Genomic DNA, 16,429 nt, shown 5'->3' on the forward strand with positions numbered 1-16,429 from the left:
ACACCACCTCCACGGGCAGCATCGCCGTCGGCAAGCACACGATCAAACCGACACCCCGGAATACCGGCGCAACCTATCTGGACGAGGCACTAGAACCTGATTACCCCGCTCTCCAGCAATGCGGGGGATGAGGTTCACCCCGAATGGTGGACACGGGATCAAGCAGCTGTAACAGCCGCGAAGAGTGATTGTTCATAAGCGATCGGGCTGATCATCCCGATCGTGGAGTGACGGCGCCGAGTGTTGTACCAGTGCATCCATTTGTCAACCGCGCGGCAACGAGTTCGGTCTTCGTCAAGTAGGTATGCCGGTAGTAGTGTTCGTGTTTGAACGTCGACCACAGCGATTCCGCGCCGGCGTTGTCCCAGCAGATCCCGGTGGCACCCATCGACCGGTGCAGGCCATGCCGATGGCAGGCCGCTGCCATGGCCGACGCAGTGTATTGACTGCCGCGGTCCGCATGTAAAACAGTTCCGCGGCCGTGGCCGCCGCGTGCGGCGATCGCCTTGTCCAGGGTATCGGTGACCAGCTCGGTGCGCATATGGTCGGCCACCGACCAGCCCAGCACCCGCTTGGAATGCTCATCCTTGATCGCGCACAAATACATATCACCTTCTCCGCAGGTCAGATAGGTGATATCGCTCGTCCAGACCGCGTCGAGACGGCCCTGGTCGAACCGGCGACCGACCAGATCCGGCGGGAACGACGCCCGCGGGTCGACCACCGTGGTCACGACTTTGAAGGTGCGCGGGCTGATCCCCTCGATCCCGACCTGAGCCATGATCTTGGCGACGGTCTTCTCGGTGACCCTCTCCCCGGCCTCCCGCAGATCAGCGGTGATCCGCGGCGCACCGTAGGTGCCGGCGGACTCCCGGTGATGCGCCACGATCTTGACCGCCAGATCGGCACGGCGCTGCGCGGCAGGCGTCAAAGACGTCGACCGGCAGCGTTTCCGATACTGGTAATAGCCTGACCGCGACACCTTCAGCAGCCGCGCCATCCGCGCGACGTCCTCACCGCCACCGCTGGTGAAACTGTTGGGGGCGGCGCACTCTGCCATCAGCTCGAACCGGGCCGGTTCTGCTGCATCGCGGCAAAGTACGCCGAGGCTTTTTTCAAGAACGCGATATCTTTGTCCTGCTCAGCTACCTGTTTGCGTAACCGCAGCAACTCCGCCCGCTCGGCACCGGATAGCGGCTGTTCACGATGCACCGCGGCCGCTTCGACGCGGCGGCGTTCATCGGCGACCCACCGGCCCAGCAGGCTCTCGTGCACGCCGAGTTCGCGGGAGACCTCGGCGACCGTGCGACCGGAATCGATCACCCGATGAGCAGCCTCGACCTTGTACTCGGTCGTGAACGACCGACGTTTCCGAGACACAGCAGACATCCTTCCGCAGGATCAACGATCCTGCTAACTCGGTGTCCACTACCCGGGGTGAGCCTCAGTGGACCATCCCCGCGCGTGCGAGGCCGACGGGCTGGTCGTTCTCGGTGACGCGGCATGCACAGGACCATCCCCGCGCGTGCGGGGCCGACACTTCCTGAACTGGCCATTTTCGTGCTGGGTGGTGTTTTTCATTCACTTCGTCGGGACTATGGATAGATGGTTGCTGGAACGCTCTGCAGAGGGTGCATATAGCCCTTCATAGCACCACATGTTGATCTTGGTTCGCTAAGAAGGGCTCCGGAGTCCAGTGCTATTCCGTGACCGGCGGCACGGAGCGGTGGCGACGAAATCCAGCTGTCGATGACTGATGTCGGGGCATAGGGGTGCGACCGGCGGTGTGTCAGCCGCTGGTTGTGTCGGTGGGTCTTTTTATGGTGGCGCCATGACTGTGGATGGGGATGTGAGGTCGGCTGGGTGCCCAGACTTGTCTGGCTCCGAAGAAGCATGGTTGGGCGCTATTTGGGGGAAGTCTGCTGGTCGTGCTGGTGGCACGGTGAATCTGTTGCTTTCGCATCTGCTGGATACGGCAGCTGTTGCAGAGTTGATCTGGGATAGGTACTTGGCGGAGTCGGTCCGTCATCAAGTGTCACTGGTTGCCGGCGGTGTTGATGCGGGTCGACGGTTGTTCGTATGGCTATGTGGTGTGCACGATCTGGGCAAGGCGACGCCCGCGTTTCAGTCCGTGGACCGTCACGGTGCCGCTGCGGTTCGCAGCGTGGGGTTGGGTTGGGATGAGCGCGCGGTCAAAGCACGGCGGTGGAGGCACGAGAAGGCCGGGGCGAGGGTGCTGGAGAGCCTGCTTCAGGAGGCCGGGTGGGGTGCTGAGCAGCGAGACTGGGTGTGGCCGTTGGTGGCCGGGCATCACGGGCAGTTTCCATCGCTGGGGGATTTGGGGCCTGGTCGGCGTCGTGAGCCTGAGTTGCGGGGTACGGGTGATTGGCCGAAGGCTCAGCGAGCGTTGCTTGCGGTGTATACCCGGGCGCTGGGGTGTGGCGAGCTTTTTGATTTGGAGCCGCGGGTTGTGCCGTCGCGAGCGCTGCAGTTGGCGTTGAGCGGGTTCATCATTATGGCCGATTGGATCGCAAGTGGGGAGCACTTCCCGGGCCTTGATCGTTTGGACCAGGTCAACGTCAAAGGGGCACGCGCGAGAGCTGAGAAGGCATGGGAAGCAATCGGCCTGGCTCGCGGATGGGGCCGGATTCCGGAGCCTTCGGCCGACGATTTCGAGTCGCGATTCGGTGCTCTACCGCGAGCGTCGCAGCGTGTGGCGATCGAGTGTGCGGCGCGTATGGCGCGTCCTGGGTTGATGGTCGTGGAGGCGCCTATGGGGGAAGGTAAGACGAGGACGGCGTTGCTGTGTGCGGAGGTGCTGGCGGCGCGGTTCGGGTTCGACGGGGTGTTCGTGGGGATGCCCACCCAGGCGACAAGTGACCCGATGTTCACGCAAGTGCGGGCATGGGTGGAGAAGGTAAACGCCGATGTTGCGGCCGGGGTTGCGTTGCTGCACGGCAAGCGTCGCTTCAACGCGGAGTGGCGAGGGCTTGTCGAATCCGCTCAGGGTGGGGATGCGGAGTTCGCGAGTGTGGGTGAGGACGAGTTCGGGCTCGATGATCCTTATGGCTGTGCGGAGTTCGACCCGTGTACGTGGGAGAGGCCGGTCCGTACGGTGCCGGCCGAATGGTTCCTCGGAGCGAAACGAGGATTGCTGGCGCCCTTCGTGGTCGGCACGATCGATCAATTGTTGCTGGCGGCGACGCGGACCAAGCATGTGATGCTACGTATGGCCGGGTTGGCGGGGAAGGTCGTCATTCTCGACGAGGTGCATGCGGCCGACGTGTACATGTCGGAGTTCCTCGTGGAGGGGCTGCGCTGGCTCGGCCAGGCCGGAGTTCCGGTCATCCTGTTGTCGGCTACGTTGCCGCCGCAGCAACGCGAGCGGCTCCTCAGTGCTTACCTGGCCGGTGCCCGCGGCGCCGAGGAACTCGAGCGGATCGTGGTCGAGGCGGAACCGGGGTATCCGAGGGTGACCACGGCGTGGGCGGACACTTCGGGTAGCCCGGTGGTCGAGCAGGCCGCTGCACCGGCCTGGCGGGCAGAACCCCTGCGGGTCAACGTCCAGGTGTTCGAGGAAGGAAGGTCGATCACCGAGCTGCTGCGCGATCGCCTGGCCGAGGGTGGTTGCGTGCTGATCATCCGCAACACGGTCGACCGGGCCCAGCAGGTCTACGAGGAGCTGACGTCTGTGTTCGGGTCTGCAGTGCGGCTGCTGCACGCGCGGATGCACATCCGTGAGCGCGCCACGGTGACTGAGGAATGTCTCAATGTTCTGGGCCCGAAAAAAGATGGGGTGCAACGACCTCTGTCCATCGTGGTTGCCACTCAGATCGCGGAACAATCGTTCGACGTGGACGCTGACCTGCTGATTACTGATCTGGCGCCGATGGACTTATTGCTGCAACGGATCGGACGCATGCACCGCCACGACGGAGTCATCCGTCCCCCGGGGCTGCGTGAGCCGACCGTGATAGTCACCGGCTTCACCCCCCGCGGAGACGGTCCACCGCAGTTCGACGGTGGCAGCGAAGCGATCTATGGGCGATACCCACTACTTTGCAGCGCGGCAGCAGTCCTGCAGGCCGAAGGAGAAGGCTGGAAGGTTCCTGCCCAGGTCCCCGAGCTGGTAGTCGCCGCCTACGACGGGCAGGTGAGGACCCCTCAGGCATGGGCATCCGAAGTCGCGGACGCGTCGCAGTCATGGATCGCCGATCAACAGAAGCGGGCCGACACGGCGGCACAGTTCGTGCTGACCCGGCTCGGCGAGCACGAGTACCCGACGTTGGAGGGCCTGCACCGCGGGGAGTACGTCAAGGACGATGACGTCCGCGTCCGTGACGGCGAAGAATCGATCGAAGTGATCCTGGTACGGCAGGACGACCACGGTTACCGAGCCGAGAACGGGCGCCGGCTCGGGCCGAACGGTGAGGTCGATGCCGAGGTTCTCGACGACGTTCTCGGCGGGACACTTCGGCTGCCGACGCGACTTACCCGATCTGGAATGGAGTCGCTGAGAACGCTGGACGGATGGCGGGATCACCCATGGCTGCGCTACAGCCGTGCGTTGGTCCTCGACCGCGACAGCCGGGCGAGGGTCGGCGAGGCCAAGGTTCGTTACGAAGAAAAACTCGGCCTACGTGTCGAGTGACGCGGTGAGTACAGAAAATACGTCACCGCGCCACTCCCCGCCGCTGCGGGGCCGACTGGGAGTCCAAACACTGTTCTGGACCATACCTGCCGGAACAAACCGGAAGGTATGACTCTAGTTTTCCATACCGCCGGACAAGCGAGTGAAGTACGCTCCGGAAACACCTTAAACATTGTTCCTTATCGAATGGATGAGAGCGTGAATGAAGGCGACTTGATTCGGGTAGTTCCGCTGTTGCCCTGCAGGTTCGACGACGGTTCTGTCGAGGCGCTTCCGGTGTGGCGCGCGTTGGTGGACAGCCATCGGATCGTCAGCATCGATGTGGAGGTGCCGACAATGCTGCCGGCGATCTTGCGTCAACTGCTGCTGCCGATCGTGCTGCATGCGCTCGGGTCGCCGCGGTCTCGACAAGAGTGGGGGCAGCGATTCGACCGCGGATGCTTCGATGCCGCTGAGGTCGAGGCGCTCGACGCGTATCTGGCTGAGTATGGCGACCGGTTCGACGTACTGCATCCGGTGCATCCGTTCGGCCAGGTCGCTGGTCTTCGGACGAAGAAAGGTGAAACCAAGGGGGCTGCGTTGCTGGTGGCCACAGCGCCCTCGGGTAACAACGTCCCGTTGTTCGCGACACGGACCGAGGCCGACGCCCTGCCATTGTCGCTCGATGCCGCCGTGCGCTGGTTGCTGCATACGCAATGCTGGGACACCGCGGCCATCAAAACCGGTGTAATCGGTGACCCGAATGCTGAGAAAACGGGCAAAACGTCGGGAAACCCCACGGGCCCGCTGGGACAGCTGGGTGTGGTGATGCCGGTCGGGCGAACTCTCTACGACACTTTGCTTCTGAACACCCCGATCGGTATTCAGAAGCGACTGGGCACCCCGCATTGGGCGAAAGATCCTCTCGGTCCGCAGTGGAAGATTCGCGCACCGGAGAGCGTGCTGGACCTGTGGACGTGGCAGTCACGGCGGATCCGGCTGATGGCCGAATCCGCCCAGGCTGGTCTCGTTGTCTCACGAGTGGTGGTGTCCGCGGGGGACCGGTTCAGCGTTGGTGTGCCGGTATGGGAAACCCATACCGCGTGGCGGAAGGACAAGCCCGATAAACGGACCGGTGCCGCTCCGCTACGTCCGTTGCGGCACACGGCGGGCAAGGCGGCCTGGCGCGGACTGGACGCGCTGCTGGCCCTGGAGAAGGAGAACGGCGCGGCGCAGACCAGTGAGCTGATCGATCAGATCGCAGGTTTGGACGCCGAGGGCATCATCGATGTCGACTATCCGCTGCAGGTAGAGACCTTCGGCATCGTGTACGGCAACCAGTCCGCGGTGATCGAGGAACTGATCCATGACGTCGTGTCGGTGCCTGTGGCATCCCTGCGAGGTAAGGGGCTGGCCTACGAGGTGGTCATAGACGCCGCGATGCAGGCCGAACAGCTGGTCAACGCGATCAACCACCTCTCCGCCGACCTGCGCCGATCCGTGGGCGCCGCCCCGATCCCGTGGAACAAGGGGATGCGGCCGGGAGAGCAGCTACTCACCGCCCTCGACCCAGTGGTCCGGCGACTCCTGGCAGGCGTAACGGCGGACTCCCGTGATGAGGACAAACTTACCCGCGGACGCGAGGCATGGGAGCTGATGGCCTTCGACGCGGTTCATCGCTGCGCTGAACCGCTGTTCGCCCTCCCCGCAGCCGCGTTCAACGGCCGCAGCGAGAAATCGGGCAGCAAGGAACACCACTACAAACTCGGACTGGCGGCGAACCGGTTTCACACCTCGGTCAACGACACCCTCGGCCGAGCATCCGCTCTGCGCAATCGGCCGCACGAGGAGGAATAGATATATGGCTCAGAAATATTGGAACAGGTTCATCCGCGAAGGCACTGCAAAGCAGGAGCTGCCGCCTGGCGAACATCTTGCCGCGTTGCGGTCAGGTCTCGGCCGTGAAACGTTGACAGTTCCCAAGATGTGGCCGTTCTACACCATCGCGCCCGACGACAACGAAAAGCAGGAACGCTTTGGGGGCGTGACTGCCGACCAGCACGCCGAACATGCCGCACTGGCGTTGTTCGGGTTGCATCAACAGTCCCAGAAGACCCTGATGCACGTTCCTGGTGTCGGCCTCGGCTTCGCCCTGCGGGTCTTGCGTGGTCACGAGAAGTACAGCTCCGACGCGGTGGACCGCCGTGTATCAGCGATGGTGAGCTCCACTTCGGTGTCGACGCTGACCTACCAGTTACGCGGGCTGGTCACGCAACTCCGCGATGTCAAACAAGGGCTGGACTACGACCGACTGCTCCGCGACCTCGACGATTGGCACTGGCCCGACGGGCGGCAGCGCGTCCGAAAAGCCTGGGCACGGGGCTATCAACGGTGGGAAAAGCCCGCCGAGTCCACCACCGGCTGACCGAGACACCTCTGCCGCACATCAACTCAGACCAAAGGACGCACTTGACATGGCTCAGCATGTACGCATCGATATACACATTCTGCAGACTGTTCCGCCGGCCAACCTCAATCGCGACGACCAGGGAAACCCGAAGGAAGCCGTCTACGGCGGCGTCCGTCGTTCCCGCGTGTCCTCGCAAGCCTGGAAGCGGGCAGCACGGATGCGATTCGAAGACCGTATCCCCAAGCAAGACCTCGGGACCCGCACTCGCAAGGTCGCAGCCGAACTGGCCAAACGACTCAAGGCACGTACCTCTCTCGATTCCGAGAAGGCAGCACGCCTCGGCACTGCCGTTCTTGCCCCGGTCGGCATCGCCGCGGGGAAGAAAGCAGGCAACACCGCCTACCTGCTGTTCGTTGGCAACCGCCAACTCGATGCAGTGGTCGACCTCGTCGCAGATAGAGCAGACGAACTCGCCGCGCTCGACGACCAAGCGCTCGAGAAGGCTATGAAGGACCTGCCGGTCGCCGACCAGTTCACTCAGAACCACCCCATAGACGTCGCTCTGTTCGGACGCATGGTCGCCGATATTCCCGCCCTCAACGTCGACGCTGCAGCTCAGGTGGCACATGCCATCTCCACACACGCGGTTGAAGCCGAGTTCGACTATTACACCGCCGTCGACGATGCGAACGAGAACGATGCCGACCCTGCCGCCGGAATGATCGGCTCGATCGGCTTCAACTCCGCCACCCTCTACCGGTACGCCAGCATCGGACTCGACCAGCTACACCACAACCTCGGCGAACCGGACGCTGTGCTCGAAGCGATCGACATCTTCGTCGACAGCTTCGCCCGCTCCATGCCCACCGGCTACGGCAACTCCTTCGCCCACCGCACCCTGCCCTCCCTGGTCGCGGTCGTCGTCCGGGAGGACCAACCCGTCAACCTCGTCTCGGCATTCGAGAATCCGATCTCCGCACCTCGAGGCGGCATCGCCGAACGCTCCGCCCGCGCGCTGGCCGAAGAACAGCGACGCAGCATCGAAATGTGGGGCGACAAACCCGCTCACGCCGCGTTCGCGCACGCCTTCGGCCCCGAAACCGAGAAAGACCTGGAAACCGCCTTCGGCGCCGCGGTAACAATCACCGAACTTCGCCAAGGACTGCTCGAACAGTTGCGCGGATACCTGAGCCGATGACCGCATCCACCGACACCTCGATCCTGCTGCTCCGCTTGGCCGCACCTCTACAGTCCTGGGGCGAGAACAGTAAATTCAACCGCCGCGAAACCCGGACCGAACCGACAAAATCCGGAGTCGTCGGCCTCCTCGCCGCAGCACTCGGCCTCGAGCGCGGCGCCGATCTCAGCACCCTGACCGGACTCGCCATGGGAGTACGCACCGACCAGCCCGGCACCTTGCTCCGCGACTTCCACACCGTCTCCGACTACCGCGGACAGCCGCTGAAACAAAGCGGAGTCAACGCGAAAGGGATCCAACGGCCCACCACACCAGCGAAATACACCCACGTCACGCACCGCTACTACCTACAAGACGCTGCGTTTCTGGTCGGGCTCGCCGGTCCACCCGATACCGTCCGCGAACTGGCTGCGGCGGTCAAGCGGCCGGCTTTCCCACTGGCACTCGGACGGCGTAGCTGCCCGCCCACCCAACCGATCCTGGCAGGCACACCCGCCTCGGAACTGCTCACCGCACTGTCCTCGCACCCATGGCAGGCCAACACAGCAGCCCGCGCCGGCCACCTGCGCGGCACCAAACCAGCTTTCGTGCATCTGCCGGTCACCATCGACGATCCCGCTGGCGGCGAAACCCGCCAGGATGTGCCCATCACCTTCGGCCTTCACGATCGCAGGTATATGCAGCGCCGCGTGCGACACACCACCGTGCAGATCCCGACCGGATTCCCCGAGCCCGACGCCGCCGAGACCGGCAGCAGCGTGCCACCGGTCGGCCACGATCCGTTCTCCCTCCTGGACTGGTGAAAGGCGCCCCATGACCTACCTCTCACGCATCCGCATCAACCCACTGCGGGCGCAGAGCCGGAAACTGCTCGCCAACCCCCGCGCCATGCACAGCGCCGTCCTGCACGGAGTCCCCGGCGATGCCACCGGTGAGCGCATCCTGTGGCGACTGGACACCGACAATCCACACCGGCCGTTGCTGTACGCGCTGACTCAGACAAAGCCCGACTGGTCTCACCTGATCGAGAACGCCGGCTGGCCCGGAGCCGACGGTGAACACGCCGACATCGCCGATTACCGTCGCCTCCTGGACAAGCTCGACAGTGGACACCGCTACGCCTTCCGCGTCACCGCAAGCCCAGTACAGAACACCAAAACCCCGCTGAAAAGCACAGCAGCCCAGGTTGCCCGGGCCGAAGCCCAAGCGCAACAGGCTGAAGCGCAGCGACCCCGGACAAGGTCACTGCGGCTCGGCCACCGGACAGCAGCGGCGCAACTGTCCTGGTTCCTGGACCGGACACAGAAGTGGGGTTTCCAGATCCCCTCCACCGAGTTCGAACCGCAGCTGCCTGGAATCGAGCTGGACGAGTCCGCGCCCGAAATCCTGATCAGCGCGCGTCAACGACTGAATTTCGGGCACCCCGATCGAGACAACATGGGAAGGTCTCGGGTCACAATCCACACCGCTACCTTCGAGGGCCACCTGGAGATCACCGACCGCGAGCGGTTCACCGCCACCCTCCTCGCCGGTATCGGACCTTCCAAAGCATATGGATGTGGGCTGCTCACTCTCGCACCGATTCCCTCGGCCTGACATGCCCGACATCTGGTGGAAAGCCCACCCCCACGATCTGCACCGACTCCAAGACCGCATATCCACGGTCTACGTCGAACGATCCCATATCGACCGCGACGAGAACGCCGTGGTGGTGATCAACAAGAAGGAAACCGTTCGTGTCCCCGCAGCGCTGGTCGCGGCCATGCTGCTGGGGCCCGGCACCCGCATCACCCATGCCGCCGCGGCACTCCTCGCCGATTCGGGCACCACAATCTGCTGGATCGGGCAACAAGGAGTACGCATGTACGCCGCGGGGATCGGTCCGTCCCGCGGCGCCGGACTCTTGATGCAGCAGGCACACCTGGTAACCCGGCCCAAAGAACGGCTGAAAGTCGCCCGCGCCATGTATTCGATGCGGTTCCCCGGCGAGAACGTCAGCGACCTGACCATGCAGCAGCTCCGCGGCCGCGAAGGAACTCGCATCCGACGCATCTATCGCGAGCATGCCTCGCGAACCGGCATCACTTGGCAAGGCCGCAAATACGTCGCCGGCGACGCCCACGCCACCGGCGACGACCTCAACCGGGTTCTCTCCGCCGCGAACGCCGCCCTGTACGGAATCTGCCACGCCGTCATCGTCGGTCTCGGAGCCAGCCCCGGCCTCGGATTCGTCCACACCGGATCGGCGATGTCGTTCGTCCTCGACATCGCCGACCTGTACAAGGCCGAATACACCATCCCCCTCGCATTCGACCTCATCGCTGACGAACTCACCGAAGAACGCGACGCCCGACTGGGACTCCGCGACCTCATTGCCGAGCGACAACTGCTTCCACGGGTCGTCAACGACGTCCGAACACTGCTCGACGCCACCGGGGCCGAGGATGATCCCTCCGGACCGCAATTGTGGGATGAGAAAGTCGGCGCCGTCGATGGCGGCACCAACTGGGCAGACAAGGAAGCCGACCTCATGCAACCCAGTTTCGGCGAGCAACAGCTCACCATCATCGGACCCGAAATCGAAACCCAGGTCGAATGGTGAACCTGTGACAGTCATCGTCCTCATCGCTGTCGCGCCAGGCCTTCGTGGCCATCTCACCCGATGGATGGTCGAAGTAAATGCCGGTGTCTTCGTCGGAAAACCCAGCCGACGTGTACGAGAACGCCTCTGGGAACTACTCGCCGACCGCGTCCGCGACGGCCAGGCCGTCATGATCGAACCCGCCAACAACGAACAAGGCTGGGCCGTCCGCACTGCCGGCCGCGACCGCTGGCGCCCTACCGACTTCGACGGACTACTCCTCTCTGCCCGCCCAAGAACACCCACCGCGCCCCGGAAAGACTCCCTCCAAGACCCAACAGAACCAGGATCCAGGCCAGGCCACGCAGCTGACAGCAGCGCGCTGACCGAAGTAAATGAAAAAGGCGCGACTGGCGAACAAACACGCAGGTAGAGAAGTGTCGGCCCCGCACGCGCGGGGATGGTCCTTCTCCGGCGATGAGACACCTGACTGGAGCTCGGTCGGCCCCGCACGCGCGGGGATGGTCCGTTAGTGGTGTCGACCTCGGCCTTTTTCAGCGAGTCGGCCCCGCACGCGCGGGGATGGTCCATGCGGGGCAGCCGAGAGATGGGACGTGGGCCGGTCGGCCCCGCACGCGCGGGGATGGTCCCCCCACTTATCAGAGACATCCCGGAGATACCGAGTCGGCCCCGCACGCGCGGGGATGGTCCCGACCAGGGCTTATGGGAAGAGCCCTCCCCGATGTCGGCCCCGCACGCGCGGGGATGGTCCGGTGCCGAGCCTGTGTACGTGGACAGCCAGGGCGTCGGCCCCGCACGCGCGGGGATGGTCCGATCCGCCGTACCTGGCGACGTCTGGCTCGGCAGTCGGCCCCGCACGCGCGGGGATGGTCCTGGCCACTCGTCATCGTGGTCATCGACGAGGCAGTCGGCCCCGCACGCGCGGGGATGGTCCCAGGACCTCGACAACCGGCTCATCTACTGGGCCGTCGGCCCCGCACGCGCGGGGATGGTCCCGCTCATGCCAGTCCTGCGCCGACTGCCCCGGCGTCGGCCCCGCACGCGCGGGGATGGTCCGCTGGATTCACCCGGCTCCGGTCCCCGTACTGCGTCGGCCCCGCACGCGCGGGGATGGTCCGTTACAGGCCGCCCCAGGTCAGGACCCTTTTTCGTCGGCCCCGCACGCGCGGGGATGGTCCTCCGCAGCACTGGCTCAAGGTCGACTACCTCGAGTCGGCCCCGCACGCGCGGGGATGGTCCGCCATTTGACGTCGCCTACCGCGAGCACGCCATGTCGGCCCCGCACGCGCGGGGATGGTCCGGCGGGCCGCTGATTCCGCACCGCCCGCCGCCGGTCGGCCCCGCACGCGCGGGGATGGTCCCTGGCCGGTGCCCTTGGTTTCTTAGCTGGGGATGTCGGCCCCGCACGCGCGGGGATGGTCCCTCGTCGAGCGTGGCCGCACCAGCGCGGGCACCGTCGGCCCCGCACGCGCGGGGATGGTCCCTGCTGGCGCGCATGTATTGGGTGACAGGGTGCGTCGGCCCCGCACGCGCGGGGATGGTCCTTCGATGGCCTCGGCCCGAGCGTCCCGCAGGGTGTCGGCCCCGCACGCGCGGGGATGGTCCGCCAGCACGCGGCGACCCTGCTCGGCCAGTGTGGTCGGCCCCGCACGCGCGGGGATGGTCCCAGGTACTCGCCGATCTGCTGTTGCGACAGAGTGTCGGCCCCGCACGCGCGGGGATGGTCCATGCCTTGTGCGACTGGCAATTTGGGTTGCCAGGTCGGCCCCGCACGCGCGGGGATGGTCCGTCGGGCAACTGCGCCAGGGTGATGGGAGCGGTGTCGGCCCCGCACGCGCGGGGATGGTCCACGAGTGATACCGGCGAACTCTCGCACGCCGGGGTCGGCCCCGCACGCGCGGGGATGGTCCGAGGTCCGCGAGGACATCATCAAGCGCACCCTGGTCGGCCCCGCACGCGCGGGGATGGTCCTCGCTCGACGTTGCCGCGGTCAGTCAGGGGGTAGTCGGCCCCGCACGCGCGGGGATGGTCCCCTCTCACAGCCACTCGCCGGGCGGGGGTGCTCGTCGGCCCCGCACGCGCGGGGATGGTCCTATGTGCACTTGACCGGCGGTTTGCCCGGTGGCGTCGGCCCCGCACGCGCGGGGATGGTCCTCGATATAGGCGGTACCCGCCTCGTCCACGGTGGTCGGCCCCGCACGCGCGGGGATGGTCCCGGCGGTGTGCGGTCCCGCATCCCGGGGTAGAGGTCGGCCCCGCACGCGCGGGGATGGTCCGACACCTGGCAGTGCGTCGGCATGCTGCCGTTGGTCGGCCCCGCACGCGCGGGGATGGTCCTTCGGCGAGCCCAGGAAGCGGGCGCACGGTCTCGTCGGCCCCGCACGCGCGGGGATGGTCCGCGATGCAGGCGATGTGGTCGGCGGCCAACGTCGTCGGCCCCGCACGCGCGGGGATGGTCCGCACGGGATCCAGCCGCGCCGGTTCTCCGGGTCGTCGGCCCCGCACGCGCGGGGATGGTCCTTTCAGTGCGCCGAACTCGCGTTTGCGTGACGCGTCGGCCCCGCACGCGCGGGGATGGTCCAGCCCGCAACGAGCGACACGTCCCACTTAAGTCGTCGGCCCCGCACGCGCGGGGATGGTCCGAACTCCGATACCCGGCAAGGTCAGTCGGCGCGGTCGGCCCCGCACGCGCGGGGATGGTCCATGCCGTGCGCTGGCGCGGTATCGGGAGAAGAAGTCGGCCCCGCACGCGCGGGGATGGTCCCACATACGGCTTATGAGACCGCTGTTCTCACCAGTCGGCCCCGCACGCGCGGGGATGGTCCTTCCCCAAGCTTGCGCGAGGCCCTGCTGGACTCGTCGGCCCCGCACGCGCGGGGATGGTCCTCGAAATGTGGTGAGGGTGAGAGCGGGCAGGCAGTCGGCCCCGCACGCGCGGGGATGGTCCGGCTTGGCAGCTTCGTGTAATAGACGAGGTGCAGTCGGCCCCGCACGCGCGGGGATGGTCCAGAGACCGCGTCGCGGATTGCGTCGCCTCGGCCGTCGGCCCCGCACGCGCGGGGATGGTCCGCCTGTCGACAAGAGTGTCGGCATCGGCAAGTAGTCGGCCCCGCACGCGCGGGGATGGTCCGGCCGATATCGCCTACGCCGCGGCAACGGAGTGGTCGGCCCCGCACGCGCGGGGATGGTCCGGGCAGACCATGGACAGCACGATCGGCGATCAGGTCGGCCCCGCACGCGCGGGGATGGTCCCGACTTGGAGTGTTCTTCTTCGTCGAGTCCGATGTCGGCCCCGCACGCGCGGGGATGGTCCCTACTGGCGCATGACCCGCGTCTCCGTCCACCAGTCGGCTCCGCACGCGCGGGGATGGTCCGGACGAGGAGACGGCGTCGGCCCCGCACGCGCGGGGATGGTCCGCACTGGCGTTACGTTCGGGGTCGTCTGATTTTGTCGGCTCCGTACGCGCGGGGATGGTCCACCCGAGTAGACCAGCATCGCGCCGAGCAGGATGTCGGCCCGGCACGCGCGGGGATGGTCCTCGGTCGACGCCGGGCATCTTGTCGTCGTGCACGTCGGCCCCGCACGGGCGGGGATGGTCCTACCGATCCGAACAAGATGAAGTACGGCCTGGTGTCGGCCCCGCACGCGCGGGGATGGTCCGCGGCACCGGTGCGACGGCTGCGGCCTGAGCTCGTCGGCCCCGCACGCGCGGGGATGGTCCCAGCATTGGATCGTCTTCTACCGGCGGACCAGGTTCGCGGAAGGTAGTTGGCCCCGCACGCGCGGGGAGGGTCCGACATCGGTGACACGTGACTACTCGGCGAACCTACCGCAACGAGACGACTCCGTGTATGGACCTCGAACGACCATGAGGACTACCAGCGGCGGACGCCCGCCCGGGTCTCTGGCGCCTGTGCCAAGCTCATTCACTCCTTGGTCTGTTCGGCCCGGTCCAAACCCACGGCGGCATCCGTCCAGGGTGGAATCAGAACAGGGCCAGGACGCCCCGTGGGCACCGGTCATATAAACCCCGGCAGTGCCCCCCGGGTATTCCGCGTGGCGTGGTGTGCGGAGTGACAGACGCCATTTCCCTTCCACCAGCGGGATGGGAAACCCCACTTGGTCAGTCGGCTCCAACCTCGCTGCTCCCGGGGTGGGCCCATCTGGCCCGACGGCACAGTCTGTGGCGTCCAAGGCCACGGTTATGCCGGCGCCATCTCTGTCATCCGGGCAAGTAAATCCAGGAATGTCGGTGGTGCCTGCACTGTTATGAATCGTGTGGAATTTGTAGAAAAATTGTAGAAAGAGGGGGGAGACCCCAAAGATGCCCAGGTCAACGGTGGGATAGGCTTTGTCGGTCATGAAGTCGGCTTTCCCGGGTGCTGTCAGCGGTGTGCCCACGACGGTCTACCTCGATCATGCGGCGACCACACCGATACTTCCCGTCGCGATCGAGGCGATGAACGCTGCCTTCGCGCTGTCCGGAAACGCGTCCTCGCTGCACGGATCGGGCCGGGTGGCCCGACGGCGGCTGGAGGAATCGCGGGAATCGATCGCCGCGGATCTGGGCGCGCGCCCCTCCGAGGTCATCCTGGCCTCCGGCGGAACCGAGAGCGACAACCTCGCGATCAAGGGCATCTATTGGGCCCGTCGGGACGCGGACCCGCGATGTAACCGGATCCTGGCCGGTGCCACCGAACATCACGCGGTCCTCGACGCGGTGGAGTGGCTGGAGCGACACGAGGGCGCCCGGGTCACCTGGTTGCCGGTGGACGCCGCCGGAATCGTGCCTCCGGAGGTACTGCGCGAGGCGCTGGCCGAGCACGCCGACGAGGTCGCACTGGTCACCGTGATGTGGGCCAACAACGAGATCGGTGCCATCCAGCCGATCCGGGAACTCGCGGAGATCGCGCGGGTCGCGGGAGTGCCGATGCACAGCGACGCGGTCCAGGCGGCGGCGCAGTTACCCATCGATTTCGCCGCCAGCGGGCTCGCGGCGGCGAGTTTCGCTGCCCACAAACTGGGTGGGCCGCACGGTGTGGGCGTTCTGCTGCTCGGTCGGCAGGTGGGCTGTGTGCCGCTGCTGCACGGCGGCGGTCACGAGCGGGACCTGCGCTCGGGCACCTCCGACGTCGCGGCGGCGGCCGGGCTGGCCGCCGCGCTGCGGCAGACCGTGCTGGAGATGCCGGCCCGGGCCGGGGAGCTGGCCGCGTTGCGCGACGAACTGATCGCAGGGGTTCGGCAGGCGGTCCCGGACTCGGTACTCAACGGCCCGCACGACGAACGACGCTTGCCGGGTAACGCCCATTTCACGTTCCCCGGTTGTGAGGGCGATTCGCTGCTGATGCTGCTGGACGCCGCGGGAATCGAATGTTCCACCGGCTCGGCGTGCACCGCCGGAGTGGCCTCGCCGAGTCATGTACTGATCGCGATGGGCGTGGGGGCCAGGGAGGCGCGCGGGTCGCTCCGGTTTTCCCTTGGACATACGTCGCAGCGGTCCGATATCAATGCATTACTGGAAGTGTTGCCGCAGGTGGTGGAACGAGCCAGGGCCGCGGGTCTGGCCGATGCGAGAGGAGGTGCGTAGC

Annotated in this window: 11 protein-coding genes and 2 CRISPR repeat arrays; of the genes, 9 read left to right on the forward strand and 2 right to left on the reverse strand. The window is 66.1% G+C overall.

Annotation, left to right across the window (positions count from 1 at the left end):
* Positions 1-211 precede the first annotated feature (211 nt).
* Positions 212-1,060, reverse strand: coding sequence for an IS3 family transposase (locus tag OG405_RS04010; RefSeq protein WP_327150293.1), 849 nt, complete (start codon positions 1,058-1,060; stop codon positions 212-214).
* Positions 1,060-1,380 (reverse strand): transposase, encoded by a 321-nt coding sequence (locus OG405_RS04015; protein WP_327150294.1) that lies wholly within the window; start codon positions 1,378-1,380, stop codon positions 1,060-1,062. The genes OG405_RS04010 and OG405_RS04015 overlap by 1 nt, the downstream gene beginning before the upstream one ends.
* A gap of 562 nt (positions 1,381-1,942) precedes the next feature.
* On the opposite strand from OG405_RS04015, the gene cas3 reads away from it, so the two are divergent.
* From cas3 to OG405_RS04060, 9 genes are all read left to right on the forward strand, one after another.
* Positions 1,943-4,651, forward strand: a complete 2,709-nt coding sequence (gene cas3, locus OG405_RS04020; protein WP_327150295.1) for a CRISPR-associated helicase Cas3' — start codon at positions 1,943-1,945, stop codon at positions 4,649-4,651.
* Positions 4,652-4,759: 108 nt separating this feature from the next.
* Entirely contained in the window at positions 4,760-6,487 is a 1,728-nt protein-coding gene (gene casA / locus OG405_RS04025; RefSeq protein ID WP_327150296.1) for a type I-E CRISPR-associated protein Cse1/CasA, read from the forward strand.
* 4 nt (positions 6,488-6,491) lie between these two features.
* Positions 6,492-7,055 (forward strand): type I-E CRISPR-associated protein Cse2/CasB, encoded by a 564-nt coding sequence (gene casB, locus OG405_RS04030; protein WP_327150297.1) that lies wholly within the window; start codon positions 6,492-6,494, stop codon positions 7,053-7,055.
* A gap of 49 nt (positions 7,056-7,104) precedes the next feature.
* Entirely contained in the window at positions 7,105-8,238 is a 1,134-nt protein-coding gene (gene cas7e / locus OG405_RS04035; RefSeq protein WP_327150298.1) for a type I-E CRISPR-associated protein Cas7/Cse4/CasC, read from the forward strand.
* Positions 8,235-9,041: a type I-E CRISPR-associated protein Cas5/CasD gene (gene cas5e, locus OG405_RS04040; RefSeq protein WP_327150299.1), complete on the forward strand. Its 807-nt coding sequence runs from the start codon at positions 8,235-8,237 to the stop codon at positions 9,039-9,041. Before cas7e ends, cas5e begins: the two co-directional genes overlap by 4 nt.
* Positions 9,042-9,051: 10 nt before the next feature.
* Positions 9,052-9,834: a type I-E CRISPR-associated protein Cas6/Cse3/CasE gene (gene cas6e, locus OG405_RS04045; RefSeq protein ID WP_327150300.1), complete on the forward strand. Its 783-nt coding sequence runs from the start codon at positions 9,052-9,054 to the stop codon at positions 9,832-9,834.
* Position 9,835: 1 nt separating this feature from the next.
* Complete coding sequence (cas1e, locus tag OG405_RS04050; RefSeq protein ID WP_327150301.1) at positions 9,836-10,840, forward strand: type I-E CRISPR-associated endonuclease Cas1e; 1,005 nt, start codon at positions 9,836-9,838, stop codon at positions 10,838-10,840.
* A 64-nt stretch (positions 10,841-10,904) separates the two neighbouring features.
* Complete coding sequence (gene cas2e, locus OG405_RS04055) at positions 10,905-11,252, forward strand: type I-E CRISPR-associated endoribonuclease Cas2e (RefSeq protein WP_327152194.1); 348 nt, start codon at positions 10,905-10,907, stop codon at positions 11,250-11,252.
* A 6-nt stretch (positions 11,253-11,258) separates the two neighbouring features.
* A CRISPR array of direct repeats spans positions 11,259-14,215; the repeat unit is 28 nt; unit sequence GTCGGCCCCGCACGCGCGGGGATGGTCC.
* Between the two features lie 75 nt (positions 14,216-14,290).
* A CRISPR array of direct repeats spans positions 14,291-14,636; the repeat unit is 28 nt; unit sequence GTCGGCCCCGCACGCGCGGGGATGGTCC.
* A gap of 565 nt (positions 14,637-15,201) precedes the next feature.
* The gene (locus tag OG405_RS04060) at positions 15,202-16,428 is read left to right on the forward strand and encodes a cysteine desulfurase family protein (RefSeq protein WP_327150302.1); all 1,227 of its coding nucleotides are present in this window, start codon (positions 15,202-15,204) and stop codon (positions 16,426-16,428) included.
* Position 16,429 lies beyond the last annotated feature (1 nt).

The sequence above is a fragment of the Nocardia sp. NBC_01329 genome (genome assembly GCF_035956715.1).
Lineage (GTDB): Bacteria > Actinomycetota > Actinomycetes > Mycobacteriales > Mycobacteriaceae > Nocardia.

Excerpts from the sequence above, each read along its gene's own strand:
- OG405_RS04010 (WP_327150293.1), bottom strand. The coding sequence starts at position 1,060 with ATGGCAGAGTGCGCCGCCCCCAACAGTTTCACCAGCGGTGGCGGTGAG.
- casA (WP_327150296.1), top strand. The coding sequence starts at position 4,760 with ATGACTCTAGTTTTCCATACCGCCGGACAAGCGAGTGAAGTACGCTCC.
- casB (WP_327150297.1), top strand. The coding sequence starts at position 6,492 with ATGGCTCAGAAATATTGGAACAGGTTCATCCGCGAAGGCACTGCAAAG.
- cas7e (WP_327150298.1), top strand. The coding sequence starts at position 7,105 with ATGGCTCAGCATGTACGCATCGATATACACATTCTGCAGACTGTTCCG.
- cas5e (WP_327150299.1), top strand. The coding sequence starts at position 8,235 with ATGACCGCATCCACCGACACCTCGATCCTGCTGCTCCGCTTGGCCGCA.
- cas6e (WP_327150300.1), top strand. The coding sequence starts at position 9,052 with ATGACCTACCTCTCACGCATCCGCATCAACCCACTGCGGGCGCAGAGC.
- cas1e (WP_327150301.1), top strand. The coding sequence starts at position 9,836 with ATGCCCGACATCTGGTGGAAAGCCCACCCCCACGATCTGCACCGACTC.
- cas2e (WP_327152194.1), top strand. The coding sequence starts at position 10,905 with ATGGTCGAAGTAAATGCCGGTGTCTTCGTCGGAAAACCCAGCCGACGT.
- OG405_RS04060 (WP_327150302.1), top strand. The coding sequence starts at position 15,202 with ATGAAGTCGGCTTTCCCGGGTGCTGTCAGCGGTGTGCCCACGACGGTC.